This is a genomic window from Streptomyces sp. NPDC057900, assembly GCF_042887885.1.
Taxonomy (GTDB): Bacteria; Actinomycetota; Actinomycetes; order Streptomycetales; family Streptomycetaceae; genus Streptomyces.
The window spans coordinates 230,678-257,295 of the sequence record NZ_JBHVOI010000002.1 but is presented as its reverse complement, the minus strand read 5'-3'; the positions used below and the strand labels follow the sequence as shown (position 1 = coordinate 257,295).

The window sequence follows — 26,618 nt, the reverse complement described above, 5'->3', positions numbered from 1 at the left end:
CTACGAGGACGCGGACGGCTCCTCGGCCGTCGGCTTGGGCGGCTCGGGAGCCTTCGTGAAATCGCTCTTCTTCGGCATGTCCTCCAGGTCTCCGTCCTTCTGGAGGCCGCTGTGCTCCGTCACCGTCGTACTCGACTCCCGCATGCCTGCGGAGGCCGCCGCCGACACCGAGCCGGGGTTCTGGGCGTACTCGGCCTGTTCGCCGGCCGATGCCTGGGTGGTCTGGATGAAGGAGCCGAGGATGCCCAGGATGGCCCGTGCTTCGGGCGACTGCTCCTGCACGATCTTCGCCCGGGAGGAGGACCCGTGGATCGCGTTGGTGAACAGGCTCGCGCTCGTGTCGTCGTACGTGTCGTCGTCGGCGTCCTCGAAGTCGACGCCCGCTCCCGGCTGCGGTTTGGTCCCTTCGGTGGTCACCGAGAAGAGTCCCGCGCCTTTGCCCGCGGAGCCGAAGATGTTGCCGAACACCATGGTGGTCATCCCTTGTCGTCGTCGTACCGGCGGTGCCCGCCCGGTCAGGGCTGCTTGTGCAGTTCGCGGTCGCTGCCGGTCAGGCTCTCGCCGTCGAACATCGTGTGGTGGACCTCCAGGGCGGAGACGACCTCGGCCCACCCCTTCATGCGGAAGCCGTTCCCGCCCGCGAGATCGATGTCGGCGATGTCGCGGGCGACCAGGTGGTCGAGGCCGGGGTAGTTCCCGGGCTGCGGGGGCGCCAGGACCTTCACCGGCACGTCGTACTTCACGGCGAGCAGCCCGGAGAAGGTCACCGGGATCTCGTACGAGTACTGCTTGCGGGTGCGCCGCTGGGTGACGAGGGTCCGGACGCGGCAGCCGGGCGGGACATCGCCGGAGATCTGCGAGTTGGAGCCCCAGCTGGTGGTCAGCGAGCCGCCCACCGAGCCCGTGATGCCGAACATCAGCTGGGCGTTGAGCTCCGCGTTGCCGGCGGCCCTGCCCTGGGTCGTGAACGCCACCGAGCTGGACACCGCGTTGGCCGCGGAGTTCGCCGCGGAGTTCTTCACGCCCGTCTCGGTGGCGTTCGCGTTGTCCGTCCCGATGTCGTCCTTGCTGTTCTCGTTGGTCACGGTGTTCGTGTTCTTGTTCTCCAGGTCGTTCTGGAGCTGCGACTGGAACTGTGTCTGGAGGCCCACCTGGAGCTGGTTCTGCAGCAGCAGTTCGAGCTCCGCGCCGACGCTGCCGCCGAAGGTGAGCTGGGCCTCGCCCTGGAGTGACCAATTGATCTCGTTCGAGACGGTGAACTCCACCGAGTCGGTGAAGGTCATCGATTTCTCCTGGCTGCGGTTGACGTAGGTGCGCGAGGAGAACGTGTCGGGCGGAGGCTGATCCACGTTGCCCCGCTCCTCGATCAGCGGCTCCCCGAGGTTCATGTAGGCGAGCCAGCCCAGCTTGGACGCGGAGCCGGGGAAGGCCCCGAAGCTCGACTTGTTCAGCGAGAAGCCGACCGGCTTGTGCCGCACGCCGTAATCGTCGACATAGACCAGATTCGGATGGTTCAGGATCGACTGCCAAGTCTGCTCGATGTCGAGTTCCCGCAGGTTCTTCTTCGTCAGCGGCTGGCGCTTGGACCGTTCCAGGTTGTACGCGTTGGAAGGCATTCCCCGTCCTCGACTGATCTGGCCGAACCGCGCCCGGTCAGGTGGAAAAGATGAATCTGTGTGCACGTTTCGACGATCGAAGATATCACGCTCCTCATTGGACGGAACGGCTTTTCGTTCATCACCCTCAATCGAGTGATCTAAATTCAGTCATGACGCCCCTGATGGAAATTTGAGGCACCGTCGACCAGTCGATCGACTGTCTCCATCAGTCCCACATGCGAGTGACCTGACCTGGAGCTTTGCCGTTTTTGTCGGCATTTATTTCGGTCGTTCATTCGTTTTCCGATTGTTTCGGCCGAGAGGGATTGTGATTGCCGTAATGCTGCGTGATAAACCATTGGGCTGAGTGCACGACGCGTTGTTCTCTCTATCCAGGAGCAGGTGAGGTTTCCGCGATGTACACCCAAGAACGCACCGCGATGGCGAATTTGGTGGTCGGCGGCCCGGTAGCGGTGAACAGCTATGACAACGCCATCGTGGCGGCGCTGCTCGAAAGCCGGCCGGTCATGCTCGTCCATGCCTTCAATGGCGGCTATCTGCGGCCCGCCGAACTGAAGGAGGAGAGCCACGACAAGGGGGTCAAACTGGCCACCGCGCTCGACCCTGCCACCAAGGAGGCGGAGGGCCACCTCTGGTACATCACCCCGGGCGGCTTCTTCGGTCAGCGGCCGCTGTACTTCATCGAGAGCGCCGCGGGCCAGGCGTCGCCCCCGCCCGCCGGTGCGGCCGAAGCCGAAGCCGGGCGAGGTGACGACGGCACGCCCAAGCCGCGGCGCAGGCGCATCACCGTGCACCAGGAGGCCCCCAAGAGCACGGCCGACACGGTCCAGCTCGGACTTCCCGGCAAGGTCGGCGACAAGTGGCGCGGGAAGAACGGCGCGCCCGAGGACACGCAGCTCTGGGTCGTCACGGTGACGCCGTGGGGCGGGATCACCTTCGTCCCGATCACCCACCCCGACGCCATCCTCGGGTTCAAGGACCACGCGGTGACCGCCGACAGCGAGGTGCGCCTCACCTACAACTGGGGCGGGGACTTCACCGGGACGGTCATCAACACCTTCTACCCCCGGCTGCCCAGCGAGTGGAACGTGCCGTACCACCACGTCTTCACGTGATCCGCGGCCACCGCTGTACCCGATCCGTCCCGAGCCAACGCCCGTACCGCCTGGAAGAGGCACCACGATGCCCGTGCCCACGGAAGACCTGAAGCTGGAGATCCTCAACGCCGCCACGGGGGAGAGACTCGGCGCCAAGGCGGCGCCCAGCGCGGACGGGACGCTGGTCGTCCGCGACTTCCCCGACGGCGGCCCGAGCCCGGACCTGTGGCAGTTCACTCCCGTACCGGCCGCTCAGGGAGGATACGAGGAGGACGACCAGGCGTACGTGCTCCGCAACACCGTCAGCGGCAAGGTGCTCGACAATCCGGCCGCCGCCGACCGGGGCGTCCGCCAGTGGGACGCCGGCAGCGGCAAGAAGGGCCAGCAGTGGCATCTCGTCCCCGTCGAGGGCGAGGTCGGCCTCTACGTCATCGAGGGCCTGGCCGACGGCACCGTACTCGATCTGTCGTCCGCCCCCGGCGAGGACGGCACCCGGGTCGTCCTGAGCGAGCACGACGACGCCTCGGAGAGCCAGCGGTGGCGGTTCGTTCCGGCCGAACCCGAGCGCACCAGCGACCCCGTGCTGCGCTGGGCACCGCTGGGTCACTGGAACAGCCGCCGGTCCTGGCGGCTGGCTCCCTCGGCCGCGCTCCGGCCCTCGCCCGGCGCGACGCCCTCCTTCAGCGACCTGCTGCTGGTCCTCGACGCGTACGGAAGCAACCAGGACGCCGGTGGGTGGAAGAGCGACGTGGTCACCCCTCCGCCCGGCGGACAGCCGAGCCGGTGGGCCGGGCCCGGCGCGCGGTTCCTCGCCGACACCGTGGGAGCCGGGCGGGCGGACATCGTCGGGATCAGGCCCACGAAGGGAGCCGTGACGTCGTCCGGCCGGGGCGACGGAACGTTCGACGACGAGAGCCCGCTGCACCAAGGGTCGACCGCGCCTGACCCGGCGGACCTGTGGTCCTTCGCGAACCTGACGGCCAACGCCCGGCCCGCCCTGGTCGTCCTGTCCACCGGTGGCGTCCGGGTGTCCGCCCAGGACGAGGACGGAACGTTCGCCCCCGCGGGCGGCGAACTGGTCCTCAAGGCGTTCGGGCACGGCAAACAGGCCGGTGAATGGGCTGCCGACAAGCACCCCCGCTTTCTCGCCGACACCACCGGCGACGGGCGGCTCGACATCGTCGGCTGCCACGACGACGGCGTCTGGCTCTCCCTCCAGGACGAGGAAGGAACGTTCGCGCCGCTCGGCGACGAACCCGCCCTCCGCGCGTTCGGGCACGACGAAGAGGCCGGCGGCTGGCTCGTCGACAAGCACCCCCGTTTCCTCGCCGACACCACCGGCGACGGGCGGCTCGACATCGTCGGCTGCCACGACGACGGCGTCTGGGTATCGCTCCAGGACGAGGAAGGAACATTCGCCGAACCTCTCTACGTCCGCGACGACTTCGGGGTCGAGCAGGGGTGGAACTCGACCGACGAACACCCCCGGTTCCTGACCAGGACCACCGACGGCGGAGCGGAGGACATCGTCGGGTTCGGCCCGCAGGGCGTCGTCGTCTCGCACGGGCGCGGCGACGGCACGTTCGCGCCCTCGAAGCTCGTCCTGAACGACTTCGGATCGGCCCAGGGGTGGACGAGCCGGAAGCACATCAGGCTCCTCACCGACGTCACCGGCGACGGCAACCCCGACATCGTCGGCTTCGGCGACGAAGGGGTCTGGGTGGCGCACAGCCTCGGCGACGGCCGGTTCGAACCGGCCCAACTCGTCTGCCGCGGCTTCGGGTACGCAGAGGACGCGGGCGCCTGGCGGGTCGACCGTCACCCCCGATTCCTCGCCGACATCACCGGAGAGGGGCGCGTCGACATCGTCGGCTTCGGCGGACCGGGCGTGTACGTGGCCCGCAACCTCTTCCGCCACTTCAGGACCCGATAGCCCCTCGGGGCGGTCACGCCGCCGCGGGACCGCCCGCGGGCGTGGTCGTCCGGCTCACCGGCCGGGGCCCTTTTGTCGGGCCCCGGCCGCGTGCTGATGATCCGAAGGCAACGGCCAGGGGGTGCAGTCAGGCGGAGGCGCCGGGAACGGCTCCGGGGCCGATCATGGCCAGCGACATCCGGGTCAGCTCACTGGTCAGCCAGTCGCGCGGCACCTGGCGCGGGCGGCGTCCATGGTGGGCGAGGAGCTCGTCGACGGAGTGCGTCAGCACCTGCACGACGACCGTGAGATCGCCGTCCGTCCCATGCCCCCGCTCCGCCGCCCGCTCGGCCTCGCGGGTCAGGAACTCGACCCAGACGTTCCGCCACATCGCGAGGTGTTCGTCCATCGCCCGGCTCACCCCGAGCACCTCGACGAACGCCACCCTCGCCGCCTGCGGGTCCCGGGTGACGACCCGCACATAGGCGTCGAAGAGCCTGCGGATGCGCTCCTCCGTCGAACAGGTCTCGATGCCCTCGGACGACAGCTCCAGCTCGGTCGCCCGCATCCCGCCGATCGCCACCTCGTCGTACAGATCGACGAGCAGCGCCTCACGCGATTCGAACTCGCGGTAAAAATCACGCAGTTGTACGTGCGCAGCGGCGCAGAGATCCTCGACGGAGGTACGGGCGTACCCGTACACGGCGAACAAGGTCCGTCCGGCCGCCATCAGTTGCTCACGGCACCGCACCGGGTCCCTCGCCACCCGAACTCCGTCCCATCGGTCAACCATGGCGTCCACCACCGGTCCTCCTCAGTCCGTCCAGGCCCCTGGGCCCACTCTCCCCGCTCCACCGCGCCAGCGGTGGAACCGCCACACCAGCAAACGGCCGTACGCCTCAGCCGGCACCGCCGGACGCGTCCTGCGCGAGGACCGCCGCGACCCGCTCCCGCCAGGGCAACGGCTCGGGCTCCTCGAAGTCATCGCCCCGATCGGGCACGTAGGCGGGCCACTTGGCCGCGTGCGCCCGCCAGGCCGCTTCCTGGGCACACGGCACGCAGACCGTCTCGTCGCCCTTGGGCCGGAACAGGTGCTCGTGCCTCGCCCCCTCGCAGGGGATGGGCAGCCGGACCGGGGACGGCACGCCTGCGGGCGCGGAGGCCTGCGCGCACACCGGCTCCGGGAGCTTCTGCACCAGCCGGTACCGCAAGAACCCCACGGCCGACCGCACCCCGCCCGCAGGCAACTCGCTGACCAGCGCGAGCCGCAGCTCCGCCGCCTTCACCCCGCGCCGCAGCCAGTCGGCAGCCGTCTCGGCCAGCCCCCGGGCCTCGCGGACCCCCAGGTGGAGCTGCGGGCTGGCGTGCCGCAGGGAGAGCAGTACGCGCTCGGCCTCGATGACCTCGGCGTCACGCGGCGGGGCGGATTCGGCCTCCGGTTCGCGATCGGGTTCGCTCGCGGGTTCGCTCGCGGGTTCGCTCTCCACGGATTCGATCGAATCCGGAATCGCCTTGGAGGGTGGGTGGGTTGAGTTCTTCTCAGGTTCTTTATCAACCGGTAGGTAACCACCGGCCGACCGAGTACCCGGATAACCGACCGCCGGATAGTGACCACTCGGTCCCACCTGCGGTGATTCCGTTCTCGCGTCCCGGAACCTGCGGGCCTCCTCGTCGGAGAGCGACACGTTGCTGACGAGTTGATCGGTCACCCACAGCCCTCCGTCGTTCTGCCGCCGCCACTCGTGCACGAACCCGTCTTCCTTGAGCTGTGCCTTGGCCTTCTGGTACGCACGCCCCTTGATCCCGATCCACTTGGCGTGATCGCTCAACGCCCGCTCGGCCCGCCCTGGAGGCAGCCCCTGCACGTAGGTGATCAAGACCTTCGCGTCGCTGCCGAGGCGCGGATGCCGGATGACATCATGGGACGCCTTCACATAGCCGTAGGACGGCGAGATAGCATGAAAAAGCATTCTCGGTGGACCTCAGATATCCATCGCGGGGTGAAGGCCCTCGGACAGGTGTTGGTAGCACCACCGGGGGCCGCCCCATGCGCGGATGCGCACGGAGCGTAATGACGCGGTCACGTTACCTCACAATTCTCGGCCTCCACCACACCGTTGAGCAGCTCGAACAGCAGTTCCGTATCCACGAACGGGACTTCGGCGGTGGGCCGCGAACGCCAGTCCAGCGGATACGTCAGCCCCTCCAACGCGGGCACCCCGACGAACCCCGCCCCCTCCCGCACCAACGCCTCGGACCCGGCCGGCCACCGGCGGCCGCGAGCAGTGCCGGGCGGCAGCAGGAAGTACATGCTCCGATCCCCGATCCGGGACCTGATGATGGGCCCCGCCTGGAAGTCGGTGAACTGCATGATCTCGTACGCCACTTGCTCGCCCAGGTAGCCGATGATCCGCACGGCGTCGAAGTAGATCCCGGCATGCCGCAGGGCGTGCCCGCTCGCGGGAATCCAGGCGGCCATCAGGTCAGGTGAAGTTTTCGGTTCCATACGGAAAGCGTCGGCGCCCGCACGTACGGTGACCAGGGACACAAGGGATCTGTGCACTGCTGTGCACTTGGAGGTGGAGCTGTGCACTCCAGTAGTACCGGCGGCGGGAACGCCGACATGTTCGGAGTGCTGCTGCGGCACTACCGCGAACTGGCGGGGCTGTCGCAGGAAGGCTTAGGCACGAAGATCGGCTTCTCCAAGTCGCAGGTGGCGATGGTGGAACGGGGGCAACGGCCCCCGAAGGGGAATTTCGTACCGAAGGCGGACGCGGCGGTGGGCGCCCGAGGCGCGTTGATCGCAGCGGCGGCGAAATTGTCGTTCGGTCATCTGGCTTCCTGGTTCGAGCCGTTCGCCGAGGAAGAGGCCAGGGCCGTGGCGCGGTACCAGTACGAGTCCAGCACTATGCCCGGTCTGTTGCAGACCGAGGCACACTCACTCGCCCTGCACAGGGGAGTATGCCCACCGCTCGACGACGACGAGATCGAGAGACTGGTAGCGGGCCGTCTTGCGCGGCAGAACCTACTGACGCGCAAACCGCTGCCGGACATCAGCTTCATCCTGGAAGTCAGCGCGATCACTCGGCCCATCGGAGGGCGGGACGTGCACCGGGCGCAGCTCCAGCACCTTCTCGAAGTGAGCGAGTTGCGGAACGTTCACATCCAGGTGATGTCACCCACCCTGGAGACGCACGTGGGAATGGCCGGGCCCTTCGTACTACTGGAGACCGACGACCGGCGACGGCTGGCGTACCTGGAGGTGCAGGGCCGGAACTTCGTTGTCAGTGAACAACCTCAGCTGGGAGACTTGTTTGCGACGTATGGCATGCTCCGGACCCAGGCTCACGGGCTGGAAGAGTCGCGCGGGCTGATCAAGGAGATAGCAGAAGGACTATGAGCACTGACCTGAAGTGGTTCAAGAGCAGCTACAGCGGCCAGAACGGCGGTAACTGCATAGAGGTCTCCCTCTCCTGGTCCAAGTCCAGCTACAGCGCCCCGAACGGCGGCGACTGCGTCGAGGTCGCCATCTGCCCTCACACCGTTCACGTCCGCGACTCCAAGGACCTCGACGTCCCCTCCCTCCGCATCTCCCCCGCCGCCTGGTCGGCCTTCATCCAACACACGGTGGTCTAGCGCAATGTCCTGGTTCGACGAACTGCCCGAGGTCATCACGCGAGCCGACTTCGGCTCCCTCGTCGGGCGGCCGCCGCGCAACATCGAGCTCATGGCGTCCAGAGGGCTGGCCGCTGATCCCGTGGCCCGCAATCGCAACAAGTTCGTCTGGAGCGAGGAAGCCGCGCTCGACTGGTTCCGTTCGCTCCAGGAGCACGCGGTGATCGTGCCCGCGAGCAAGCAGGCCATGGACGATCTCGCCGCGTACAACGCGTACGTATGCCCGATGGACAGCAAGCACGTCGGGCTGGCGCGCCCGAAGATGCTCGTGATGTACCGGCCGGGCGGCACGGGGCTGGTCTTCGGTGTCGATGCGGTGGAGACCGTCAACCAGGAGATCGACGGCACGCGGCACGCGTCCGCGGAGACGCGTCGGATCACGCGGGACGGCGAGGCTCTGGGCGGGACCCCCTTCCCCAGGCCGTGGACCGTCTTCCGGCTCAAGGAGGCCGGCACGATCGGCAAGGTCACACCGGCGGTCCATCAGGGCCGCTATCTGCGCATCGACGACGTCCTGGACGCGTTGACGACCGACCACCTCGCGCTGCCCACGCTCGACGAGGCGTTCCCGGCGCGCAAGTAGGCGGCTTTCACCGGCCGACGCGTCAGTGCAGGGTGATCCGGGCGGTCACCGGCAGGTGGTCGCTGCCCGTGGAGGACAGGGTGCGGATGGCGTCGACCGTTGCCGAGCGGGCCATGACCTGATCGATCCGGGCCAGGGGCAGGGACGCGGGGAAACTGAAGGCGAACCCGCGCTCGGCCACGTTCAGCCGTGAGGTGAGCTGGGACAGGCCCCGGTCCTCGACCGTGCCGTTGAGGTCGCCCATCAGGATCACCTTCTCGGTCTTCTCGGCGGCCAGGTGGCGGCCCAGCAGGGTGGCGCTCTCGTCCCGCAGGGAGGAGGCGAGTCCGCTCGACCGGATGCGGACCGAGGGCAGGTGCGCGACGTACGCCGCGACGTCACCGTGCGGGGTGCGGGCGACGGTGCGCAGCCCCCGGTTCCAGCCCTCCTCGATGCCGTCGGGCCTGATGTCCACCAGGCGGGTGCCGGAGAGCGGGTACTTGGACCAGAGGCCGACGGTGCCCCGGACCGCGTGGAACGGGTAGTGCGGGGCGAGGGTCTTCTCGTACGCGGGCAGCGCGTCCGGGACCAGCTCCTCCAGGGCGATGAGATCGGGCCCGGCACCGGCCAGGGCGCGTGCCGTGCCCGCCGGGTCGGCGTTCACGTCGCTGACGTTGTGCTGCACCACCACCAGGTCCCGCGTCCCGGCCTGCGCGCCGGGCCCGAGCAGTCCGCCGAAGAGGTACGTCCAGACGGCGACCGGCAGGAGCAGGGCCAGCAGGGCGGTGGCGGAGCGGCGCAGCAGCGCCAGTACGAGCAGGAGGACGACGACCACGCCGAGCCAGGGCAGGAACGCCTCCAGCAGGCTCCCCAGGTGTCCGGGCGAGTTGGGCACCGCCCCGTGGAACGCCAGCAGTGCGCCGGTCAGCACCGCGAGCACGGCGAGCACCCGTCCCCGCGCCGGGGGAGGTGACAACCGGGATGGCGCCGCCCCCTCCCCCGTCGCCGTCGCCGTACTGCCGCTGTCCACGCGCCCCACCATGTGTTCCCGTCCGCTCGGTCCTGTCCTTCAGGACGAGCGGGCGGCCTCATCAGTTTCAGCGCGGCCGTACAGTGCGGGCATGACGAGCAACGCGGGGGCGGGAGCACGTGCGGATCGCACCGGCTCCGACCGGTCCGCGAGCATGCGGGACGCCGTCTCGGATTCCTGGTCCGTCCGGGCGGCCGCCGGACGGCGACTGGCGGCCGACGCGGAGGTACCCGAAGTGGCCGCCGTTCTGAGCAGGTTGCTGCTGGACACGCACGACACGTTCGTCACCCAGGAGACGGCGGAAGCGCTGCTCCTGCGCGGGGACGTGCCCGGTCTGAGGCTGGTCCTGGCCGCGCTCGCCTCGGCGGACGCTCAGATCGGTGACTACCTCCAGGCGGCGGTCACCAACGTGTGCGAACAGTCGGCCGGGGGCCTCGATCGGCTTACCGGGCCGGCTTCTGCACTGGCCTCGGACCCGGATGCCGGTGTCAGGGAGGAGGCGCGCGGGCTTCTGGGGCCGGGGCGCTGACCGCCGAGCCCGTCAGCGATCCCTCAGTGGTTCCTCGCCGGTGCGTCGAAGAACCTGATGATCCTCGGCAGGGCCTGCCGCATCGATTCGCTGTGCTCGTAGTCACCGACATCGGTCACCCGGTTCACGGCACCGTGCCTCGTCAACTGGGAGGAGCAGTATCCGGCATGGGAGAAGTCGACGTCCTTGTCACCCCGGCCGTGGAAGATGTTCACCGGGACGTCCGGCCGCCAGTCGCAGGTGTTGTCCATCGGACGCAGCCTGTCCTTGAGGACACCGCTGGGGTGCCGGATCTTGTCCAGGAAGTCTTCGGTGAACAGGTCCCGTGCCGTCGAAGGCAGCTCGGTGACGAGCTGCTCAGTCGTGTGATTGCCGTCGAACAGGCCCTCCACCTTCTGGTCGTAGGGAGCGCGGAACGCCTCGCCGGGCGAGCGGTACAGGCCGTAGGCCTTGTTCCATGCGGTGACGAAGTACGCGAGATAGAGACCGGACTTCTCGATCCTGTCGTCGGCCGCGGCGGTCTCGAAGGCGGAGAGGTCGAAGGGGCCGCTGACCGGGGCGAGGGCGCCCAGCCGGAAGTAGCGGTCGGCGCCCTGGTCCTGAAGCGCCCGGCCCACCAGCATGGCTGCGGGGCCGCCCTGGGAGAAGCCGCTGACCTGAACCTTTCGTTCCAGTTCCCGGCCCTTGCGGTGGGTCAACGTGCGGGTCGCGCGCAGTCCGTCGACGGAGGCCGCCACGGTGGCCCGGGGGTCGCCGTAGGGGTGGAACCCCTCACCCTCGCCGAGGCCCACATAGTCGGGGGCCGAGACCGCCCGCCCGGTCGACGCGAGGAGCAGTGCGGCGAGCCGGTCGTCCGACGCCGGGTCCTCCGAGCCGACGTCCTTGCGGTAGACGGTGGTGCCGTGCAGCCAGGAGACCGTCGTGAGACGGTGCGCCGTGCTTCGGGGCAGGGCGACGAGCTGGCTCGCGGTCGTGGGCGCCCCTGAGCTGTTGGTGGTGCGGTACACGACCCGGTAGGCCGTCACTCCGTAGCGGACCTCGGAGGAGTCGATCTGTCCCTGGAGCAGCCCGGACACCTCGGCCGCCGTCAGGTCGGCCACCTGCTCCGCGGAGACGACGTCCCCGCCCTGCGCCCGCCGGCCGTGGGCGTCGGCCGCAGCGGCGGGAGCGAGGAGAGCGGCCGTGCTGCCCAGCAGGGCCGCGGCGGCCAGCATGCGTGCCTTGATGCGTGGTGAAGTCATGTGTGGATACTCGCCGTTGACCCCCTCGCGACGACATGACGCGGGCACCCGAACACGGTGGGGGCTGTCCACCTCAGGGTTCCCTAGGGGATGCCGGGCGGATCAGGGCCCTCGGTCCGCCGCGTCGTCAGGACGGCTGTGCGCAGGACGCGTCCTTGATCCGGTTGCGGTACGCGCGTTGTGCCGCCTGCGAGCCGCACGCGGTGCCGCAGTACAGACCGGAGGTGTTGCGGGTCCGGTCGAAGAAGCCCGAGTAGCAGGTGGGGTTCTTGCAGATCTTCATCCGCAGCCAGGCGCCGCGTGCCGCCAGGTCCGCCGCGGCGGCCAGGAGTCCGGCGAACGCGCCGAGCACCCCGGCCTGGGCGGGCACCGGGCGGCAGCCCGCCGCGGTGACCTTGAGGGTGAGCGGATAGCGCTCCGCGATGCGCGCCAGGTACTGCTCGGCCTCCGGCAGCCGGTCCGCGCTGCCCTCGCAGCCGGAACGCGAGAGAAAGACTGTGCAGAGCGCGGCCCGCAGCTCGTGCGCGGCCACGACATCGGCCTCGGTCACCACCGCGTCGGACGTCATCAGGCCCGCCCCGGTCAGCCAGGCGGTGAGGCTCGCGCTGTCGCCCAGCAGTTCCACCGGGCCGCTGCCGTGGGGTGTCGTGTTCACGAAACCGAGGAGCCCGGCCGAGCTCGCGCACGGCTCCGACGGGGCCGCGCCCGATCCGGTGGTCCCGGCGCTCGCGCTCGTACCCCTGCCGGTACTCGTACTCGTGTCCATGGCGGGAAACCTATCTCACGGCGGCAGCGCGGCGCCACAGCAGTCCATATCGGCTAAGCCGCTTTGCCGATAACCCTTGACCGATCAACTCCGCATCACGTTATGTTCTTTCCCGTTACGGCCATCACTCGTGCGGCCGCTTCAGAGACGGGGACTCATGACGCTCGACGCCTACTACACGCTCGGCCGGTCCGGACTGCGGGTCAGCCCGCTCGCACTCGGCACCATGACCTTCGGCCAGTCCGAGTGGGGTTCCGACGCCCGGACCTCGGGGGAGATCCTGGACGCCTACCTCGATGCGGGCGGCAACTTCGTCGACACCGCCGACATCTACGGCCAGGGCGCGAGCGAGGAGCTCGTCGGCAGGCTGCTGGCGGAGCGCGGCGCCCGCGACCGCACCGTGCTCTCCACCAAGTTCACCCTCGGGGGGCGGGCGGGCGACCCGAACGCGGGCGGCAACGGGCGCAAGGCGATGCTGCGTTCACTGGAGGGCTCGCTGCGCAGGCTCGGTACCGAGTACGTGGACCTGTACATCGTGCACGCGTGGGACGCGCTGACCCCGGCCGAGGAGGTCATGCGGGGGCTGGACGACCTGGTCTCGTCCGGGAAGGTGCGGTACGTCGCGCTCTCCGACGTACCGGCCTGGTACGCGGCACGCGCACAGACGCTCGCCGAGTGGCGCGGCTACGAACCGCTGGTCGCACTCCAGCTGGAGTACTCGCTCGCCGAGCGCGGGCTTGAGTACGAATTCCCGTCTCTTGCGCAGGAGTTGGGCATGGGGCTGATGACCTGGGGGCCGCTCGCCAAGGGCCTGCTGTCCGGCAAGTACTCGGCCGACGCCTCGACCGCCGCGGAGCTGCCGGAAGGACGCATCAAGGTCGCCGCCACCACCGGGACCATGGCGGACAACCGCAGCGAGCGGAACTGGCGCATCGTCACCGAACTGGGCAAGGTGGCGCAGGAGATCGGCCGGACCCCCGCCCAGGTCGCGCTGAACTGGGTGGCCAACCGGCCCGCCGTCGGCTCGGTCATCCTCGGGGCGAGCAAGGCCGGGCAGATCCGGTCCAACCTGGACGCGCTCGACTTCACCCTGCCCGACGGGCTCCGCGCCCGGCTGGACGAGGTCAGCGCCCCGCCGCGCGCGGTGCCGTACGCCTTCATGGATTCGCTCCAGTCCCGGCTGAACGCCGAGGTGCGGAACAAGCGTCCCGGGTACTACGCGGGCTGAAGGGGGCTTCGCCGGTCAGCGCGGCGGCGGCCGCAGGGCGTCCATGACGAGGTCGATCAGCCGGCCGGTCTGCGCGGAGGTGTGGGCGGCGGCGCCCGCGAGGAAGATCCCCAGCAGCATCACGGTCACGTCGTCCGGCTCGACGTCGGCGCGGAGCGCACCGGCCTCCGGATCGCTCCCCGCTCCCGCCTCGGCACCGGCGGCGAGGATCGTGGCGATGGCGGCGGTGATGCGCTCACGGGTGGCGGGCGTGGCTATCCGGCCGGAGGCCCAGCCCGCGCGGAGCGTGTCCGCCATGCCGCGCTTCGTCGCGATGAACGCGGCGTACCGCTCGATCCAGGCCCGCAGCGCCGCGTCCGGCGGGAGCTCCCGGAGCAGGGCGGGGGCGCTGGCGGCGACATCGTCGAGTTCGGCCGCGTACACGGCCTCGACCAGGGCCTCACGGGTCGGGAAGTGGCGGTACAGCGTGCCGATGCCGACACCGGCGTCGCGGGCGATGCCTTCGAGCGAGACCGTGCCGTCGGCCGCGGCGAAGGCGGCCCCGGCGACCCGGACGAGCTTGTCCCGGTTGCGCTGCGCGTCGGCGCGGGGGGTGCGCGGCTTCTTCCCGGAGCCGGAAGGTGCCGGACCGTGGGGCGTCGGGTCGGTGGACGTCAAAACGGAGGCACCTCCGATAAGAGTGCTACAGTCGATTAGGCGGAGGGTCCTCCGGTTCTCCGCTTCTCCATCGTCTCATGAGGACGGAATCTCCCATGACTGCGAACGGCACTCCCTCTCCCCAGCTCACGGCCACCGGTGCTCCGCGCGCCGGAGGCGCCGGGACGATCGGGGACCTCACCGTCTCCCGCATCGGATACGGCGCGATGCAGCTGGAGCGCCTGCGCGACGACCGTGACGCGGCGATCGCACTCCTGCGCCGCGTGGTCGAGCTCGGCGTCGACCACATCGACACGGCCCAGTTCTACGGCAACGGATTCGTCAACGGGATCATCCGTGACGCGCTCCGCCCCGAGGACGGCGTCGTGGTCGTCAGCAAGGTCGGCGCGACCCCCGATCCGGACGGCCCCTTCCCGATGCGTGCCGCCCAGCGGCCCGAGGAGCTGCGGGCCGGCGTCGAGGACAACCTCGCGTCCCTCGGCCTCGACCGCATCCCGGTGGTGAACCTGCGCCGCCTGGACATCCAGCCTGGGCTGCGGGCCGAGGGCGACCAGGTGGTCGATCTCGACGACCAGCTCGCCGAGATGACCGCGCTGCGGGACGAGGGCAAGATCGGCGCGATCGGCCTGAGCGCCGTCACGCTGGAGGGGGTGCGCCGGGCCCTGCCCGCCGGGATCGTCTGCGTCCAGAACCTGTACAGCCTGGTGACGCGCGACGACGAGGAGATGCTGCGGCTCTGCACCGAGGAGCAGATCGCCTGGGTGCCGTACTTCCCGCTCGGCGGCGCCTTCCCCCAGTTCCCGAAGGTGACGGAAGAGCCTGCCGTGACCGCCCTCGCGGAGACCCTCGGCCGCACCCCCGCGCAGGTCGGCCTCGCCTGGCTGCTCCACCACGCGCCGAACACGCTGCTCATCCCGGGCACGGCGGACATCGGTCACCTGGAGGCGAACGTCGCGACCGGAACGGTCGAACTCGACGACGCCGCGATGGCCGCGCTGGACGCCGTCGAGTCACGGTCCCTCGCCGAGATCTCGTACCGCTGACCGGTCACTCACCCCGCGCCGGTGCCGCGGGCTCCGCGGGCACCGGCGGCACCGTCCAGTGGTCGCGCACCCAGCCCTCCAGGGTCGTCAGGTAGGGGTGGCGGTCGCGCAGGGCGGCGAGGTCGGCCACGAAGCCCACCGTGTTGAACCAGTCGAACATCGCGGCCATCTCCTCGCTGAACGCGCGGACCCGCTCGATCGGCTGGGAGTCGAAGCGCACCGGCAGGCCCGCGGCACGGGAGAAGACCTCGGCCATCTGCGGGCCGGTCAGTTCGTCCCCGGCGATCTCGATGACGCGCCCCAGGTAGTCGGCCGGAGCGTCGAAGGCCTCGGCCGCGATGTTCCCGATGTCGGCGGGGGTGATCATCTGGAGCCGCGTCCGCTCCAGCACCGCGAGCGTCAGCACGAGTGAGCCGTCGGCCCATCGCGGGCCCAGGCCCTCGAAGTTGGTGATGAAGAACGTGGGCCGCAGAATCGTGGCGGGCAGACCGAGCGCCTCGATGTGCCGTTCCACCTGGACCTTCGTCGCGAAGTGCCGTACCTCACCGGGCCGGTCCGCGCCGTCGACGGAGCTGTAGACGAAGTGCGCGACACCGGCACGGGCCGCCGCCTCCGCGACCGCCTTGCCCTGGCGCACCTCGCCGTCCAGGCCGTCCGGCCCGGTGAACGTCTGGACGCTGAACACGCCGTACGCCCCCGCCAGGGCGGCGTCCAGCGAGGCATCGTCGTCGAGATCGCCCCGGACCAGGACCGCACCGGCCTCCTTCAGCGCCAGCGCCTCGGCCTTGTCCGGGTCACGGACCAGAGCGCGCACCGCCCAGCCCCGGGACAGCAGCGCACGCGCGGCGGCGCCGCCCTGCCTGCCGGTCGCACCGGTGACCACGACAACACGGTTCTCAGACATCGCGAACTCCTCGACTGCGCGGCTTCCGGGCCGGCCCGCCTCGGGCCGTCCCGCGATAGGCACAAGCCTGCTTGCTCAACCACGGTTGAGGTCCAGCGCGTATGGCCCACATCACACGCGTCACCTCACCTGGCCAGGGCGTCCTCGCGCACCGCCTTCTCCAGCAGCGTGAACGACTTGGGCGCACCGCCCGGCTGCGGCTTGCCCGCTATCCGTCCCACGGCCCGGTACCCCTCGTCCAGGTAGTAGGAGTTCAGGCGCGCGTTGTCGGCCAGACAGTCCAGACGGACGAACTCCCGCCCCATGGCGGCGATCCGGCGTTCAGCGGCACGCAACAACCGCCGTCCGGTCCCGGGCGGGGCGGTCTCACGGTCGACCATCAGCCGGTGTACGTAACCGGCCACGGGCGGCTGCGGCCCCCAGGCGGCCTCGTCCTCCCACCACACCTCCCAGGCCCCGAGCATCCGGTCACCCGCCTCGGCGATCCACACCTCGCCGCCGCGCTCCACGGTCAGCCGGAAGTGCTCCTCCGTCAGCTCACCCGGCCGCCACTGACCGGTGATGCCCTGCCCGAGCATCCAGCGGGCGGCGTCGTCACGGAGGCGGGCGACGGCGACGAAGTCGCCTTCGGCGGCGAGGCGAAGGTTCGGATTGTCCATCGCGCGATCGTCCCACGGGCGGCTCGTTCAGCGCTCCGGGAACCGCTCCCCGCACTCGCCGCAGTACTTCGGCGCCGACTCCTGGGACATCCGGCCGCACTCCGGACACACCCGGTCCAGGGAGCACGGCGCCTCGCCGCCCTCCCGCGCGGGCACCGGCGGCTTGATGGCCAGGCCGGGGCGGCGGCGGTGGACCGTGAGGTAGGCGAGACCGTCCGGGCCCGCGCTCAGCGCGCGCCGCGAGGTGCGCGGGAGCCAGGTGACCGTCGTCGGGGTCAGCTCCAACGGCGCGCCGCCCCCGCCCGGAACGAGGCGGCCGCCGCCCGCGAGGACCACCAGGAGGACGTCGAGCACGTCCTCCTGATGCTCGCCGACCTCGGCGCCCGGCGGGAGGCGCACCAGGTTGGCATCCAACTCACGCCCCGACTCGGCCAGTTGCCAGAGAGCTCCCCGAGCGTCGGGGGCGGCCCCGGCGAGCAGGTCATCCAGTACGGCCAGCACCTCGGGAGTCGCGTTCACGCCTCTACGCTAACCCCGACCCGCGAAACACCTTCGAACGAACGAGAGAGACAACCGCCATGCACCGCCGCCCGGACGAGAAGTACCCACCGATCGAGCCGTACGAGCGGGGGATGCTCGACGTCGGAGACGGCAACCTCGTCTACTGGGAGGCGTGCGGCAACCCGGCGGGCAAACCCGCCGTCGTGGTGCACGGCGGACCTGGCTCCGGGTGCACGGAACGGCCCCGGCAGTACTTCGACCCCGCCCGCTACCGGGTGATCCTCTTCGACCAGCGGGGCTGCGGCCGCTCCACCCCGCACGCGAGCGACCCGGCAACGGACCTCCGGTTCAACACGACGGACCGGCTGATCGCGGACATGGAACGGCTGCGCATCCGGCTGGGCATCGACACCTGGCTGCTCTACGGGGGTTCCTGGGGCTCGACGCTGATCCTCGCCTACGCCGAGCAGCACCCGGAGCGGGTCAGCGAGATCGTGATCCCGGCCGTCACCACGACCCGCCGCTCCGAGATCGACTGGCTCTACCGGGGCGTGGGGAGCATCTTCCCCGAGGCCTGGGACGCCTTCCGGGCCGGGGTCCCGGAGGCCGCGAGCGACGCGACCCCCGACGTGCTCGCCGCGTACGCCCGGCGCACGGAGAGCCCGGACCCGGAGGTACGGGCGCGCGCGACCGCCGACTGGTGCGCCTGGGAGGACGCGGTGCTCTCCCAGGAGGCGTACACCGGACCGCCGCCGTACAGCGGGCGGCCCGGACCCGCGCGGCAGGCGCTCGTCCGGATCTGCGCGCACTACTTCTCGCACGGCGCCTGGCTGGAGGAGGGGCAGCTGATCCGGGACGCCGGACGGCTGGCGGGAATCCCGGGCGTGCTGGTGCACGGCCGGTTCGACCTGGGCGGCCCGCTGATCACCGCGTGGGAGCTGACGAAGGCGTGGCCGGACGCGGAACTGACCGTGATCGACGACGCGGGGCACCTCGGCGGGGCGGCGACGAGCCGGGCGGTACTGGCGGCGCTGGACCGGTTCGCGGGCATCTGACCGGCCGCTGTCCGCGAAGAGCGGAAGGCCCCGGGGGCCCGCCCTTGCTTCGAGCGGACTCCAAGGCGTTGGCTTGAGACCATGAAGTACACGCAGCTCGGACGCACCGGACTCAAAGTCAGCCGCCTCGTTCTGGGGACGATGAACTTCGGCCCCCAGACCAACGAGAGCGACAGCCACGCACTCATGGACGCCGCCCTGGACGCGGGCGTCAACTTCTTCGACACCGCGAACGTCTACGGCTGGGGCGAAAACAAGGGCCGCACCGAGGAGATCCTCGGCACCTGGTTCGCCCAGGGCGGCGCCCGCCGCGACAAGGTCGTCCTCGCCACCAAGGTCTACGGCAACATGGCCGCCGACGGCGAGGCCTGGCCCAACCACGACAAGCTCTCGGCGCTCAACATCCGCCGGGCCGTCGACGCCAGCCTGAAGCGGCTCCAGACGGACCACATCGACCTGTACCAGTTCCACCACGTCGACCGGTCCACCCCGGTCGAGGAGATCTGGCAGGCCATCGACGTACTGATCCAGCAGGGCAAGATCCTCTACGCGGGATCGTCCAACTTCGCCGGTTACAAGATCGCGCAGGCCAACGAGGTCGCCAAGCAGCGCGGCAGCTACGGGCTGGTCAGCGAGCAGTGCATCTACAACCTGATGGAGCGGGGTGCCGAGATGGAGGTCATCCCGGCCGCCCAGGAGTACGGCCTCGGCGTCATCCCGTGGTCGCCGCTGCACGGCGGTCTGCTCGGCGGCGCCATCCGCAAGGAGCGCGAGGGCGGCGGCGCCCGGTCCACCTCCGGCCGCTCCGGTGAGGCGCTCGCGGACCCGAAGGTGCGGGCGCAGGTCCAGGCGTACGAGGACCTGCTGGAGAAGCACGGCCTGGAGCCCGGCGAGGCCGGTCTGGCCTGGCTGCTGACCCGGCCCGGCGTCACAGGTCCGATCTCGGGCCCGCGCACCCGCGAGCAGCTCGATTCCGCGCTGCGCGCGGTGGAGCTGGAGCTGTCGGACGAGGTGCTGACGGCCCTGGACGAGATCTTCCCGGGTCCGGGCCCGTCCCCGGAGAACTTCGCCTGGTAGGAACCGTCATCGGCGCGGCCGCCCTCACCCGCTCAGCGGGCTCCGTCTCGGCGGGCCCACGGGCTCATCAGCCGAGGGCGGCCGCCGCTGCGACGACGACGAACATGAGCACGAGCACGGCCGCCATGATGCGGTTTCGGGTCTTGGGGTCCACCCGACGAGCGTAACCGCCCCGCTCGGCGCTCCGAGCCCCGGCCTCCGTGCGCCATACGCGATACGGCCCCGGTACCGGGTCTCCCCGGTCGGGGCCGTGATCGTGTGTGTACGGACGGGCCTCAGGCCGCCGTGGCCAGCTGCTCGCGCGGGACGAACCGTACGTGCGGGCGGCCCGGTCGCAGGTCGACCTTGAGGCGCAGGCCGCCGACGCGGGCCAGCATGAAGCCGACGCCGAGCGCGGCCACCAGCGAGAACGCGCCGCCGACCGCCATTCCGGTCCGGACGCCGTACGTGTCGCTGATCCAGCCGACGATCGGGGCGCCCACCGGCGTACCCCCGGCGAAGACCATCATGTACAGGCTCATCACCCGGCCGCGCATGGCCGGGTCCGCGGCCATCTGGACGCTGGTGTTCGCGCTGATGTTGGTCGTCAGACCGATCATGCCGATCGGCAGGAGCAGGAGCGAGAACAGCCAGACGGACGGCGACATGGAGGCGATGACCTCCAGCAGCCCGAACAGCGTGCCCGCGCCGACCAGCATCCGCAGCCGCGAGGAGCCCCGGCGGGCGGCGAGCAGGGCCCCGGCGAGGGAGCCCGCGGCCATGAGGATGTTGAAGAACGAGTACATCCCGGCACCGCCGTGGAAGACCTCGTCCGCGAAGGCGGTCAGGAAGATCGGGAAGTTGAACCCGAAGGTCCCGACGAAGCCGACCAGCACGATCGGCCAGATCAGCTCCGGACGACCGGAGACGTACCGCAGCCCTTCGCGCAACTGTCCCTTGGCACGCCGGACGACGACGGCCTTGTGCAGCTCACTCGTGCGCATCATCATCAGGCCGACGAGCGGCGCGAGGAACGACAGGCCGTTGAACATGAACGCCCAGCCGCTGCCGACCGAGGTGATCAGGACACCCGCGACGGCGGGGCCGATGAGCCGGGCGGACTGGAAGTTCGCCGAGTTCAGGCTGACCGCGTTCCGCAACTGGGCGGGGCCGACCATCTCGGAGACGAACGACTGGCGGGCCGGGTTGTCCACGACCGTGACCATGCCGAGCAGGAACGCGATCAGGTAGACGTGCCACACCTGGACCACACCGGAGAGCGTGAGGACGGCGAGCGCGATACCGCACAGGCCGAGTGCCGCCTGGCTGAAGAGAAGGAGCTTGCGCTTCGGGAGCCGGTCGGCGATGACACCGCCGTACAGGCCGAAGAGCAGCATGGGGAGGAACTGGAGCGCCGTGGTGATACCGACGGCGGTGGCGGACCCGGTGAGGCTCAGAACGAGCCAGTCCTGCGTGATGCGGGACATCCAGGTACCGGTGTTGGAGATCACGGCGCCGGTTGCGAACAGGCGGTAGTTACGGATCTTCAGCGACGAGAAGGTCCCGCCGGGCTTGCTCTCGTGGGTGGAAGTCGGTGCGGGGGCGGAGTCTGCTCCGGATCCCGTACTCAAAAGGGTTCGCCTCCTCGGGCGTGGACAGCTTGCTGACTGACGGGGATGCGGCGGTGGGGGCGGTGCGCCGGTGATGGTCCGGCGCGGCCCGCTCCGCTACAGGTGGGCGAGCTTCTCCAGCACGGGGGCCGCGTGGCGAAGCGTCTCCCACTCGTCCTCGTCCAGGCCTTCGGCGAGGGTGGTCAGCCAGGCGTTCCGCTTGTTGCGGCTCTCGGCGAGCATGGCCTCGGCCTGCTCGGTCTGGCTGACCATCTTCTGCCGACGGTCATCGGGGTGCGGTTCCAGTCTGACAAGTCCCTTCGCTTCCAGCAGCGCGACGATGCGGGTCATCGACGGCGGCTGCACATGCTCCTTGCGGGCCAGCTCACCGGGGGTGGCCGAACCGCAACGGGCGAGCGTGCCGAGCACCGACATCTCGGTGGGGCTCAGCGACTCGTCGACGCGCTGGTGCTTGAGGCGCCGGCCGAGCAGCATGACGGCGGAACGAAGGGAGCTCACGGCGGCGGCACTGTCGCTGTCGTGGATCAGGTCAGGCATGTTTGTTAGCGTAACTCATTACCTACCCTAAAGACCACTTGGTGGTACACGCGCGAGACCCGAATCACCAATCGATCACCCAAACGAGTGAGTCAGTTCCGGAAAGTCACGCGTGTCGGGCCCGGGAAACGTAACCCTGCTTGGCATGGGATCGACAGTGCTCAGCCTGCGGATAGACGGTGAGCTGCTCGACCGGCTCAAGCAGCACGCCGCCAGACGCGGAATGAGCGTCCAGGACTATGTGGTCCGGACGCTCATTCGCGATGACTTCGACGAGCGCTTCCAGGCGGCCGTCGACGAGACGGAGAAGTTCTACGGAGCGGAAGGACGGGCGGCCGAGGAGGTCACCTGACCCCCTCGGCCGCCCGTCCGCCCCCGACGGATCACGTGAGGCCGAGCGCCGGCATCGCGTAGTAGAAGACGAAGACCGCGGAGACCGCGTACATGGCCACCGGCACCGAGCGCCCGCGCCCGGCCGCGAGGCGCAGCACGCAGAACGCGATGAAGCCGATGCCGATGCCGTTGGTGATCGAGTACGTGAACGGCATCATCACCATGGCGAGGAAGGCCGGCATCGAGAGCGTGTAGTCGCTCCAGTCGATGTCCCGCACCGAGCCCGCGATGATCAGGAAGCCCACCGCCAGCAGGGCCGGAGTGGCCGCCTGCGAGGGGACCATGGTCGCCAGTGGTGTCAGGAACAGCGCCGCCGTGAACAGCAGACCCGTCACGATGCTCGCGAAGCCGGTGCGGGCCCCCTCTCCGACGCCCGCCGTGGACTCCACGAAGCAGGTGCCCGCGGAGGCGGAGCTCGCACCGCCCGCGGCGACCGCGATGCCGTCGACGAGCAGCACCTTGTTGATGCCGGGGAAGTTGCCGTCCTTGTCCATCAGCTTGGCCTCGTCGCCGACGCCGAGGATGGTGCCCATCGCGTCGAAGAAGCAGGACAGCAGCACGGTGAAGACGAACAGGATGCCGGTGAGCACACCGACCTTGTGGAAGCCGCCGAACAGGCTGACCTGACCGATCAGCCCGAAGTCCGGCGAGGAGACCGGGTTGCCCGGCCACGCCGGAACCGTCAGGCCCCAGGCCTCGCCCGGCAGGTCCGCGACCGCGTCGATGATCAGCGCGACCACCGTCATCGCGACGATGGAGATCAGGATCGCGCCCGGCACCTTGCGGACGATCAGCGCGAGGGTGAGCAGCGCGCCCAGCACGAAGACCAGGACCGGCCAGCCGTTGAGGTGGCCGTCACCGCCGAGCTGGAGCGGGACGGTGGTGTGCGCGACGTCCGGGATGCGGGAGACGAAGCCCGAGTCGACCAGGCCGATCAGCAGGATGAAGAGGCCGATACCGATCGCGATGCCCTTGCGGAGCGAGGTCGGTACGGCGTTCATCACGCGTTCCCGCAGCCCGGTCGCGACCAGCAGCATGACCACGACGCCCGCGAGGACGACCATGCCCATCGCGTCGGGCCAGCTCATCCGGGGGGCGAGCTGGAGCGCGACGACGGTGTTGACGCCGAGGCCCGCCGCCAGCGCGATCGGCACATTGCCGATGACGCCCATGAGGAGCGTGGAGAACGCGGCGACCAGCACCGTCGCGGTGACCAGCTGGCCGCTGTCGAGCTGATGCCCGTACATGTCCTTCGCGCTGCCCAGGATGATCGGGTTCAGCACGATGATGTACGCCATCGCGAAGAAGGTGGCGAATCCGCCACGGATCTCCCGCGCGACGGAAGAGCCCCGCTCGGAGATCTTGAAGAAACGGTCCAGGCCGCCGGAGGGCTGGGGAGCCGGGGGAGGCGTGGCGTCGACCGAAGCGGTGGCCGAGGGGGACATGTAGGACCTCAGTCGTACCTAGAGGGGCTCAAAATGGTCAGCTTTGGATGTTCACACGAACAAATCGAGACAGCCGTAAGCAGATTCAGTATGAATACATAAGGCGAAGATCGCTATCTCCGCGCGTAGACCCTTGGGCCGACTGGCCCGACCACGCTTATGTACGCGCCGCATACACTGACTGCATGGCGAAGTGGACACCGAAGCACGAGGCACCCGAGCCCCTGGAGGGGCCCGTCGTCGCCACCATCACGGGCGGCACGATCCTCTGGTTCGTCCTCTTCCTCGTCCAGCTCCCGTTCTACGGCTGGTTCGACGACCACGGGCACCTGTGGTGGGTGTGGACGTGCCTGGCCGGCGGCGCCCTCGGCCTGATCGGCATCTGGTACGTACGGGGCCGCGACGCCGCGCTCAAGCGGGCCGCGGCGGCAGCCGAGGCGGCCGACGCCGAGGCGGCCGGTCAGGGCCCCGCAACCGGCTGACCTGTACGACCACGGGACGATTTCCGTCCTTCCCCGGTCTGATCTTCGGACCACCCGATGGGTGAAGCGGACGTTCCACCCGTACCGTCTGAACCATGACTCAGCGGGCACTGGACCCCTCCGGGGATGAGCCGAACAGATCCTCCGTGCCTTCCGGCACCGACCGGCCGGTGATGATCGACGCCGGCAGCGAGCTCGACCCGGTGCACCCGGTCGGGCTCCCGGCACCCGGCGGCGGGCCCGGGCTGACCGCGGCCGAGGTCGCGGAGCGGATCGCCCGGGGCGAGGTCAACGACGTCCCGGTCCGCTCGTCCCGGTCCGTGCGCGAGATCGTCCGCGCCAACGTCTTCACCCGGTTCAACCTGATCATCGGCGTGCTCTGGGTGATCATGCTGTTCGTCGCGCCGATCCAGGACAGCCTCTTCGGCTTCGTGATCATCGCCAACACCGGCATCGGCATCGTCCAGGAGTGGCGGGCCAAGAAGACCCTGGACAGCCTCGCCGTCATCGGTGAGGCCAAACCCACCGTGCGACGGGACGGGGTCGCCGCCGAGATCTCCACCTCCGAGATCGTCCTGGGCGACCTCGTCGAGCTCGGCCCCGGCGACAAGGTCGTGGTGGACGGCACGGTCGCGGAGGCCGACAGCCTGGAGATCGACGAATCCCTGCTCACCGGCGAGGCGGACCCCGTCCTCAAGCGCGCCGGCGACCCGGTGATGTCCGGCAGCTTCGTCGTCGCGGGCGGCGGCGCCTTCGCCGCGACCAAGGTCGGCCGCGAGGCCTACGCCGCCCAGCTCGCGGAGGAGGCCTCCCGCTTCACGCTCGTCCAGTCCGAGCTGCGCAGCGGCATCTCCACCATCCTCAAGTACGTCACCTGGATGATGATCCCGACCGCGATCGGGCTGATCCTCAGCCAGCTCGTCGTCAAGGACCACAACTTCAAGGACTCCGTCGCCAGGACCGTCGGCGGCATCGTCCCGATGATCCCGGAGGGGCTGGTCCTGCTCACCTCGGTCGCCTTCGCGATCGGCGTCGTCCGGCTGGGCCGCAAGCAGTGCCTGGTCCAGGAACTCCCCGCCATCGAGGGCCTGGCCCGGGTCGACGTCGTCTGCCTGGACAAGACCGGCACCCTCACCGAGGGCGGCATGGACGTCACAGAGGTCCGCCCGCTCAACGGCACCGACGAGCCGTACCTGCGCCGCGTACTGGCCGCGTTCGGCGCCTCTGACCCCCGGCCCAACGCCAGCCTCCAGGCGATCATCGACGCCTACCCGGCCCCGGACGGCGAGAGCGGCGAGGGCTGGCGCGTCACCCAGGCACTGCCGTTCTCCTCGGCCCGCAAGTACAGCGGCGCCGCCTTCGACGAGTCCGGCGGGCAGTCCTCCGGCTGGCTCCTCGGCGCCCCCGACGTGCTGCTCCCCGAGGACGACCCGGCGCTCACCGAGATCGAACAGCTCAACCAGCAGGGCCTGCGCGTCCTGCTGCTGGCCCGGGTGGACGGGCCGCTCGACGACCCCGCGACCGCGACCGGGGCGGAGCCGAGCGCGCTGATCGTCCTGGAGCAGCGGCTGCGGCCCGACGCCCGCGAGACGCTCGCCTACTTCGCCGACCAGCGGGTCGCCACCAAGGTGATCTCCGGCGACAACGCGGTCTCGGTCGGCGCCGTCGCCGCGAAGCTCGGGCTGCCTGGTGCCGAGCACACCATGGACGCGCGCAAGCTGCCGACAGACCCGGACGCGATGGCCACCGCCATGGAGGAGAACGCGGTCTTCGGCCGCGTCACCCCGCAGCAGAAGCGGGAGATGGTCGCCGCCCTCCAGTCCCGCGGCCACACCGTCGCGATGACGGGCGACGGCGTCAACGACGTACTCGCCCTCAAGGACGCCGACATCGGCGTCTCGATGGGCTCCGGTTCCGAGGCCACCCGCGCGGTCGCCCAGATCGTGCTGCTCAACAACAGCTTCGCGACGCTGCCGTCCGTCGTGGCCGAGGGCCGCCGGGTCATCGGCAACATCACCCGGGTCGCCACCCTGTTCCTGACGAAGACGGTCTACTCGGTGCTGCTGGCCGTCCTGGTGGTCTGCTTCCAGGTCGAGTACCCGTTCCTGCCCCGGCACCTGACCCTGCTGTCGACGCTGACGATCGGCATCCCGGCGTTCTTCCTCGCCCTGGCCCCCAACAAGGAGCGCGCGCACCCCCACTTCGTGCGGCGCGTCATGCGGTACGCGATCCCGTCCGGCACCATCGCGGCCGTCGCCACCTTCGTGACGTACCTGATCGCCCGGCACCACTACACCGGCCCCGGCTCGCTCGACGCGGAGACCAGCGCGGCCACCCTCACGCTGTTCCTGGTCTCGATGTGGGTCCTGGCGATCATCGCCCGCCCCTACACCTGGTGGCGGATCTGTCTGGTCGCGTCGATGGGCGCGGCGTTCCTGATCGTGCTCGCGGTGCCCTGGCTCCAGCAGTTCTTCGCGCTGAAGCTGGTGGGCGCGACGATGCCGTGGACGGCGGTGGGCATCGCCGTGATCGCCTCCGCGGCGCTGGAGTACGCCTGGCGCCTGGTGAGCCGCCGCTTCCCGGTGTAGGGAAGCGG

The 26,618-nt window shown here is 69.9% G+C and carries 28 protein-coding genes; 13 read left to right on the top strand and 15 right to left on the bottom strand.

The annotated features are described in order from the left end of the window. The gene (locus ACFVQ0_RS08320; protein WP_390087712.1) at positions 1-471 is read right to left on the bottom strand and encodes a hypothetical protein; all 471 of its coding nucleotides are present in this window, start codon (positions 469-471) and stop codon (positions 1-3) included. A gap of 44 nt (positions 472-515) precedes the next feature. Further along, positions 516-1,616 carry a hypothetical protein gene (locus ACFVQ0_RS08315; RefSeq protein ID WP_390085852.1) on the bottom strand — a complete coding sequence of 367 codons (1,101 nt, stop codon included), beginning with the start codon at positions 1,614-1,616 and terminating at the stop codon, positions 516-518. A gap of 398 nt (positions 1,617-2,014) precedes the next feature. On the opposite strand from ACFVQ0_RS08315, the gene ACFVQ0_RS08310 reads away from it, so the two are divergent. Continuing rightward, a complete protein-coding gene (locus tag ACFVQ0_RS08310) occupies positions 2,015-2,734 on the top strand; it encodes a hypothetical protein (protein WP_390085851.1) in 720 nt (239 codons plus the stop codon). A 67-nt stretch (positions 2,735-2,801) separates the two neighbouring features. Then, positions 2,802-4,649 carry an FG-GAP-like repeat-containing protein gene (locus ACFVQ0_RS08305; RefSeq protein ID WP_390085849.1) on the top strand — a complete coding sequence of 616 codons (1,848 nt, stop codon included), beginning with the start codon at positions 2,802-2,804 and terminating at the stop codon, positions 4,647-4,649. A gap of 127 nt (positions 4,650-4,776) precedes the next feature. Here the strand turns inward: ACFVQ0_RS08305 and ACFVQ0_RS08300 are convergent, their stop codons facing one another. From ACFVQ0_RS08300 to ACFVQ0_RS08290, 3 genes are all read right to left on the bottom strand, one after another. Beyond that, complete coding sequence (locus ACFVQ0_RS08300; RefSeq protein WP_390085847.1) at positions 4,777-5,433, bottom strand: TetR/AcrR family transcriptional regulator; 657 nt, start codon at positions 5,431-5,433, stop codon at positions 4,777-4,779. Positions 5,434-5,527: 94 nt separating this feature from the next. After that, on the bottom strand, positions 5,528-6,598 hold the full coding sequence (locus tag ACFVQ0_RS08295) for a hypothetical protein (RefSeq protein WP_390085845.1): 1,071 nt from the start codon (positions 6,596-6,598) through the stop codon (positions 5,528-5,530). Between the two features lie 110 nt (positions 6,599-6,708). Beyond that, positions 6,709-7,107, bottom strand: a complete 399-nt coding sequence (locus tag ACFVQ0_RS08290) for a hypothetical protein (RefSeq protein ID WP_390087710.1) — start codon at positions 7,105-7,107, stop codon at positions 6,709-6,711. Between the two features lie 144 nt (positions 7,108-7,251). Between ACFVQ0_RS08290 and ACFVQ0_RS08285 the strand changes: the two genes are divergently transcribed. From ACFVQ0_RS08285 to ACFVQ0_RS08275, 3 genes are read left to right on the top strand one after another with little or no spacing between them, the layout of a single operon-like run. Beyond that, positions 7,252-8,028 (top strand): Scr1 family TA system antitoxin-like transcriptional regulator, encoded by a 777-nt coding sequence (locus ACFVQ0_RS08285; RefSeq protein ID WP_390085843.1) that lies wholly within the window; start codon positions 7,252-7,254, stop codon positions 8,026-8,028. After that, positions 8,025-8,264, top strand: a complete 240-nt coding sequence (locus tag ACFVQ0_RS08280) for a DUF397 domain-containing protein (RefSeq protein ID WP_390085841.1) — start codon at positions 8,025-8,027, stop codon at positions 8,262-8,264. Before ACFVQ0_RS08285 ends, ACFVQ0_RS08280 begins: the two co-directional genes overlap by 4 nt. Positions 8,265-8,268: 4 nt before the next feature. Continuing rightward, complete coding sequence (locus ACFVQ0_RS08275) at positions 8,269-8,886, top strand: hypothetical protein (protein WP_390085839.1); 618 nt, start codon at positions 8,269-8,271, stop codon at positions 8,884-8,886. Positions 8,887-8,908: 22 nt separating this feature from the next. Here the strand turns inward: ACFVQ0_RS08275 and ACFVQ0_RS08270 are convergent, their stop codons facing one another. Beyond that, positions 8,909-9,907 carry an endonuclease/exonuclease/phosphatase family protein gene (locus ACFVQ0_RS08270; RefSeq protein WP_390085837.1) on the bottom strand — a complete coding sequence of 333 codons (999 nt, stop codon included), beginning with the start codon at positions 9,905-9,907 and terminating at the stop codon, positions 8,909-8,911. Between the two features lie 79 nt (positions 9,908-9,986). Here ACFVQ0_RS08270 and ACFVQ0_RS08265 point away from each other — a divergent pair, with 79 nt between their 5' ends. Next, positions 9,987-10,424 carry a hypothetical protein gene (locus ACFVQ0_RS08265; RefSeq protein WP_390085835.1) on the top strand — a complete coding sequence of 146 codons (438 nt, stop codon included), beginning with the start codon at positions 9,987-9,989 and terminating at the stop codon, positions 10,422-10,424. A 23-nt stretch (positions 10,425-10,447) separates the two neighbouring features. Here the strand turns inward: ACFVQ0_RS08265 and ACFVQ0_RS08260 are convergent, their stop codons facing one another. Continuing rightward, positions 10,448-11,665, bottom strand: a complete 1,218-nt coding sequence (locus tag ACFVQ0_RS08260) for a lipase family protein (RefSeq protein ID WP_390085833.1) — start codon at positions 11,663-11,665, stop codon at positions 10,448-10,450. Positions 11,666-11,792: 127 nt separating this feature from the next. After that, positions 11,793-12,431 carry an ABATE domain-containing protein gene (locus ACFVQ0_RS08255; protein WP_390085831.1) on the bottom strand — a complete coding sequence of 213 codons (639 nt, stop codon included), beginning with the start codon at positions 12,429-12,431 and terminating at the stop codon, positions 11,793-11,795. 157 nt (positions 12,432-12,588) lie between these two features. On the opposite strand from ACFVQ0_RS08255, the gene ACFVQ0_RS08250 reads away from it, so the two are divergent. Then, positions 12,589-13,659 (top strand): aldo/keto reductase, encoded by a 1,071-nt coding sequence (locus tag ACFVQ0_RS08250; RefSeq protein WP_390085829.1) that lies wholly within the window; start codon positions 12,589-12,591, stop codon positions 13,657-13,659. Positions 13,660-13,674: 15 nt separating this feature from the next. On the opposite strand, the gene ACFVQ0_RS08245 is transcribed toward ACFVQ0_RS08250, so the two are convergent. Further along, on the bottom strand, positions 13,675-14,316 hold the full coding sequence (locus ACFVQ0_RS08245) for a TetR/AcrR family transcriptional regulator (RefSeq protein WP_390085828.1): 642 nt from the start codon (positions 14,314-14,316) through the stop codon (positions 13,675-13,677). A 95-nt stretch (positions 14,317-14,411) separates the two neighbouring features. Here ACFVQ0_RS08245 and ACFVQ0_RS08240 point away from each other — a divergent pair, with 95 nt between their 5' ends. Continuing rightward, on the top strand, positions 14,412-15,359 hold the full coding sequence (locus tag ACFVQ0_RS08240; RefSeq protein ID WP_390085826.1) for an aldo/keto reductase: 948 nt from the start codon (positions 14,412-14,414) through the stop codon (positions 15,357-15,359). Positions 15,360-15,363: 4 nt separating this feature from the next. Here the strand turns inward: ACFVQ0_RS08240 and ACFVQ0_RS08235 are convergent, their stop codons facing one another. The 3 genes from ACFVQ0_RS08235 to ACFVQ0_RS08225 form a co-directional block, all read right to left on the bottom strand. After that, complete coding sequence (locus ACFVQ0_RS08235) at positions 15,364-16,263, bottom strand: NmrA/HSCARG family protein (protein WP_390085825.1); 900 nt, start codon at positions 16,261-16,263, stop codon at positions 15,364-15,366. A gap of 125 nt (positions 16,264-16,388) precedes the next feature. Further along, positions 16,389-16,922 carry a GNAT family N-acetyltransferase gene (locus ACFVQ0_RS08230; RefSeq protein ID WP_390085824.1) on the bottom strand — a complete coding sequence of 178 codons (534 nt, stop codon included), beginning with the start codon at positions 16,920-16,922 and terminating at the stop codon, positions 16,389-16,391. 27 nt (positions 16,923-16,949) lie between these two features. After that, positions 16,950-17,441, bottom strand: a complete 492-nt coding sequence (locus tag ACFVQ0_RS08225) for a hypothetical protein (protein WP_390085823.1) — start codon at positions 17,439-17,441, stop codon at positions 16,950-16,952. A gap of 59 nt (positions 17,442-17,500) precedes the next feature. Here ACFVQ0_RS08225 and pip point away from each other — a divergent pair, with 59 nt between their 5' ends. After that, complete coding sequence (gene pip, locus ACFVQ0_RS08220; protein WP_390085821.1) at positions 17,501-18,478, top strand: prolyl aminopeptidase; 978 nt, start codon at positions 17,501-17,503, stop codon at positions 18,476-18,478. An 81-nt stretch (positions 18,479-18,559) separates the two neighbouring features. Further along, entirely contained in the window at positions 18,560-19,555 is a 996-nt protein-coding gene (locus ACFVQ0_RS08215; protein WP_390085819.1) for an aldo/keto reductase, read from the top strand. Positions 19,556-19,830: 275 nt separating this feature from the next. Here ACFVQ0_RS08215 and ACFVQ0_RS08210 read toward each other — a convergent pair whose 3' ends face one another. Together ACFVQ0_RS08210 and ACFVQ0_RS08205 are read right to left on the bottom strand one after the other, a co-directional pair. Next, entirely contained in the window at positions 19,831-21,165 is a 1,335-nt protein-coding gene (locus ACFVQ0_RS08210; RefSeq protein ID WP_390085817.1) for an MFS transporter, read from the bottom strand. Positions 21,166-21,261: 96 nt separating this feature from the next. Next, positions 21,262-21,702, bottom strand: coding sequence for a MarR family transcriptional regulator (locus tag ACFVQ0_RS08205; RefSeq protein WP_330827500.1), 441 nt, complete (start codon positions 21,700-21,702; stop codon positions 21,262-21,264). Positions 21,703-21,847: 145 nt separating this feature from the next. Here ACFVQ0_RS08205 and ACFVQ0_RS08200 point away from each other — a divergent pair, with 145 nt between their 5' ends. Then, positions 21,848-22,054: a ribbon-helix-helix protein, CopG family gene (locus ACFVQ0_RS08200; RefSeq protein WP_390085815.1), complete on the top strand. Its 207-nt coding sequence runs from the start codon at positions 21,848-21,850 to the stop codon at positions 22,052-22,054. A 31-nt stretch (positions 22,055-22,085) separates the two neighbouring features. Here the strand turns inward: ACFVQ0_RS08200 and ACFVQ0_RS08195 are convergent, their stop codons facing one another. Further along, the gene (locus ACFVQ0_RS08195) at positions 22,086-23,540 is read right to left on the bottom strand and encodes an NCS2 family permease (RefSeq protein ID WP_390085813.1); all 1,455 of its coding nucleotides are present in this window, start codon (positions 23,538-23,540) and stop codon (positions 22,086-22,088) included. A 185-nt stretch (positions 23,541-23,725) separates the two neighbouring features. Here ACFVQ0_RS08195 and ACFVQ0_RS08190 point away from each other — a divergent pair, with 185 nt between their 5' ends. Together ACFVQ0_RS08190 and ACFVQ0_RS08185 are read left to right on the top strand one after the other, a co-directional pair. Continuing rightward, positions 23,726-24,022, top strand: coding sequence for a DUF2530 domain-containing protein (locus ACFVQ0_RS08190; RefSeq protein ID WP_390085811.1), 297 nt, complete (start codon positions 23,726-23,728; stop codon positions 24,020-24,022). Between the two features lie 95 nt (positions 24,023-24,117). After that, positions 24,118-26,610 (top strand): HAD-IC family P-type ATPase, encoded by a 2,493-nt coding sequence (locus ACFVQ0_RS08185; protein WP_390085809.1) that lies wholly within the window; start codon positions 24,118-24,120, stop codon positions 26,608-26,610. Positions 26,611-26,618 lie beyond the last annotated feature (8 nt).

What these genes read in the sequence shown, in the direction of transcription:
- ACFVQ0_RS08190 (WP_390085811.1), top strand. Translation starts at nt 23,726, where the DNA reads ATGGCGAAGTGGACACCGAAGCACGAGGCACCCGAGCCCCTGGAGGGG.
- ACFVQ0_RS08200 (WP_390085815.1), top strand. Translation starts at nt 21,848, where the DNA reads ATGGGATCGACAGTGCTCAGCCTGCGGATAGACGGTGAGCTGCTCGAC.
- ACFVQ0_RS08185 (WP_390085809.1), top strand. Translation starts at nt 24,118, where the DNA reads ATGACTCAGCGGGCACTGGACCCCTCCGGGGATGAGCCGAACAGATCC.
- ACFVQ0_RS08240 (WP_390085826.1), top strand. Translation starts at nt 14,412, where the DNA reads ATGACTGCGAACGGCACTCCCTCTCCCCAGCTCACGGCCACCGGTGCT.
- ACFVQ0_RS08260 (WP_390085833.1), bottom strand. Translation starts at nt 11,665, where the DNA reads ATGACTTCACCACGCATCAAGGCACGCATGCTGGCCGCCGCGGCCCTG.
- ACFVQ0_RS08315 (WP_390085852.1), bottom strand. Translation starts at nt 1,616, where the DNA reads ATGCCTTCCAACGCGTACAACCTGGAACGGTCCAAGCGCCAGCCGCTG.
- ACFVQ0_RS08205 (WP_330827500.1), bottom strand. Translation starts at nt 21,702, where the DNA reads ATGCCTGACCTGATCCACGACAGCGACAGTGCCGCCGCCGTGAGCTCC.
- ACFVQ0_RS08285 (WP_390085843.1), top strand. Translation starts at nt 7,252, where the DNA reads ATGTTCGGAGTGCTGCTGCGGCACTACCGCGAACTGGCGGGGCTGTCG.
- pip (WP_390085821.1), top strand. Translation starts at nt 17,501, where the DNA reads ATGCACCGCCGCCCGGACGAGAAGTACCCACCGATCGAGCCGTACGAG.
- ACFVQ0_RS08250 (WP_390085829.1), top strand. Translation starts at nt 12,589, where the DNA reads ATGACGCTCGACGCCTACTACACGCTCGGCCGGTCCGGACTGCGGGTC.
- ACFVQ0_RS08280 (WP_390085841.1), top strand. Translation starts at nt 8,025, where the DNA reads ATGAGCACTGACCTGAAGTGGTTCAAGAGCAGCTACAGCGGCCAGAAC.
- ACFVQ0_RS08230 (WP_390085824.1), bottom strand. Translation starts at nt 16,922, where the DNA reads ATGGACAATCCGAACCTTCGCCTCGCCGCCGAAGGCGACTTCGTCGCC.
- ACFVQ0_RS08310 (WP_390085851.1), top strand. Translation starts at nt 2,015, where the DNA reads ATGTACACCCAAGAACGCACCGCGATGGCGAATTTGGTGGTCGGCGGC.
- ACFVQ0_RS08255 (WP_390085831.1), bottom strand. Translation starts at nt 12,431, where the DNA reads ATGGACACGAGTACGAGTACCGGCAGGGGTACGAGCGCGAGCGCCGGG.
- ACFVQ0_RS08290 (WP_390087710.1), bottom strand. Translation starts at nt 7,107, where the DNA reads ATGGCCGCCTGGATTCCCGCGAGCGGGCACGCCCTGCGGCATGCCGGG.
- ACFVQ0_RS08235 (WP_390085825.1), bottom strand. Translation starts at nt 16,263, where the DNA reads ATGTCTGAGAACCGTGTTGTCGTGGTCACCGGTGCGACCGGCAGGCAG.
- ACFVQ0_RS08270 (WP_390085837.1), bottom strand. Translation starts at nt 9,907, where the DNA reads ATGGTGGGGCGCGTGGACAGCGGCAGTACGGCGACGGCGACGGGGGAG.
- ACFVQ0_RS08265 (WP_390085835.1), top strand. Translation starts at nt 9,987, where the DNA reads ATGACGAGCAACGCGGGGGCGGGAGCACGTGCGGATCGCACCGGCTCC.
- ACFVQ0_RS08275 (WP_390085839.1), top strand. Translation starts at nt 8,269, where the DNA reads ATGTCCTGGTTCGACGAACTGCCCGAGGTCATCACGCGAGCCGACTTC.
- ACFVQ0_RS08320 (WP_390087712.1), bottom strand. Translation starts at nt 471, where the DNA reads ATGGTGTTCGGCAACATCTTCGGCTCCGCGGGCAAAGGCGCGGGACTC.
- ACFVQ0_RS08295 (WP_390085845.1), bottom strand. Translation starts at nt 6,598, where the DNA reads ATGCTTTTTCATGCTATCTCGCCGTCCTACGGCTATGTGAAGGCGTCC.
- ACFVQ0_RS08195 (WP_390085813.1), bottom strand. Translation starts at nt 23,540, where the DNA reads ATGTCCCCCTCGGCCACCGCTTCGGTCGACGCCACGCCTCCCCCGGCT.
- ACFVQ0_RS08305 (WP_390085849.1), top strand. Translation starts at nt 2,802, where the DNA reads ATGCCCGTGCCCACGGAAGACCTGAAGCTGGAGATCCTCAACGCCGCC.
- ACFVQ0_RS08215 (WP_390085819.1), top strand. Translation starts at nt 18,560, where the DNA reads ATGAAGTACACGCAGCTCGGACGCACCGGACTCAAAGTCAGCCGCCTC.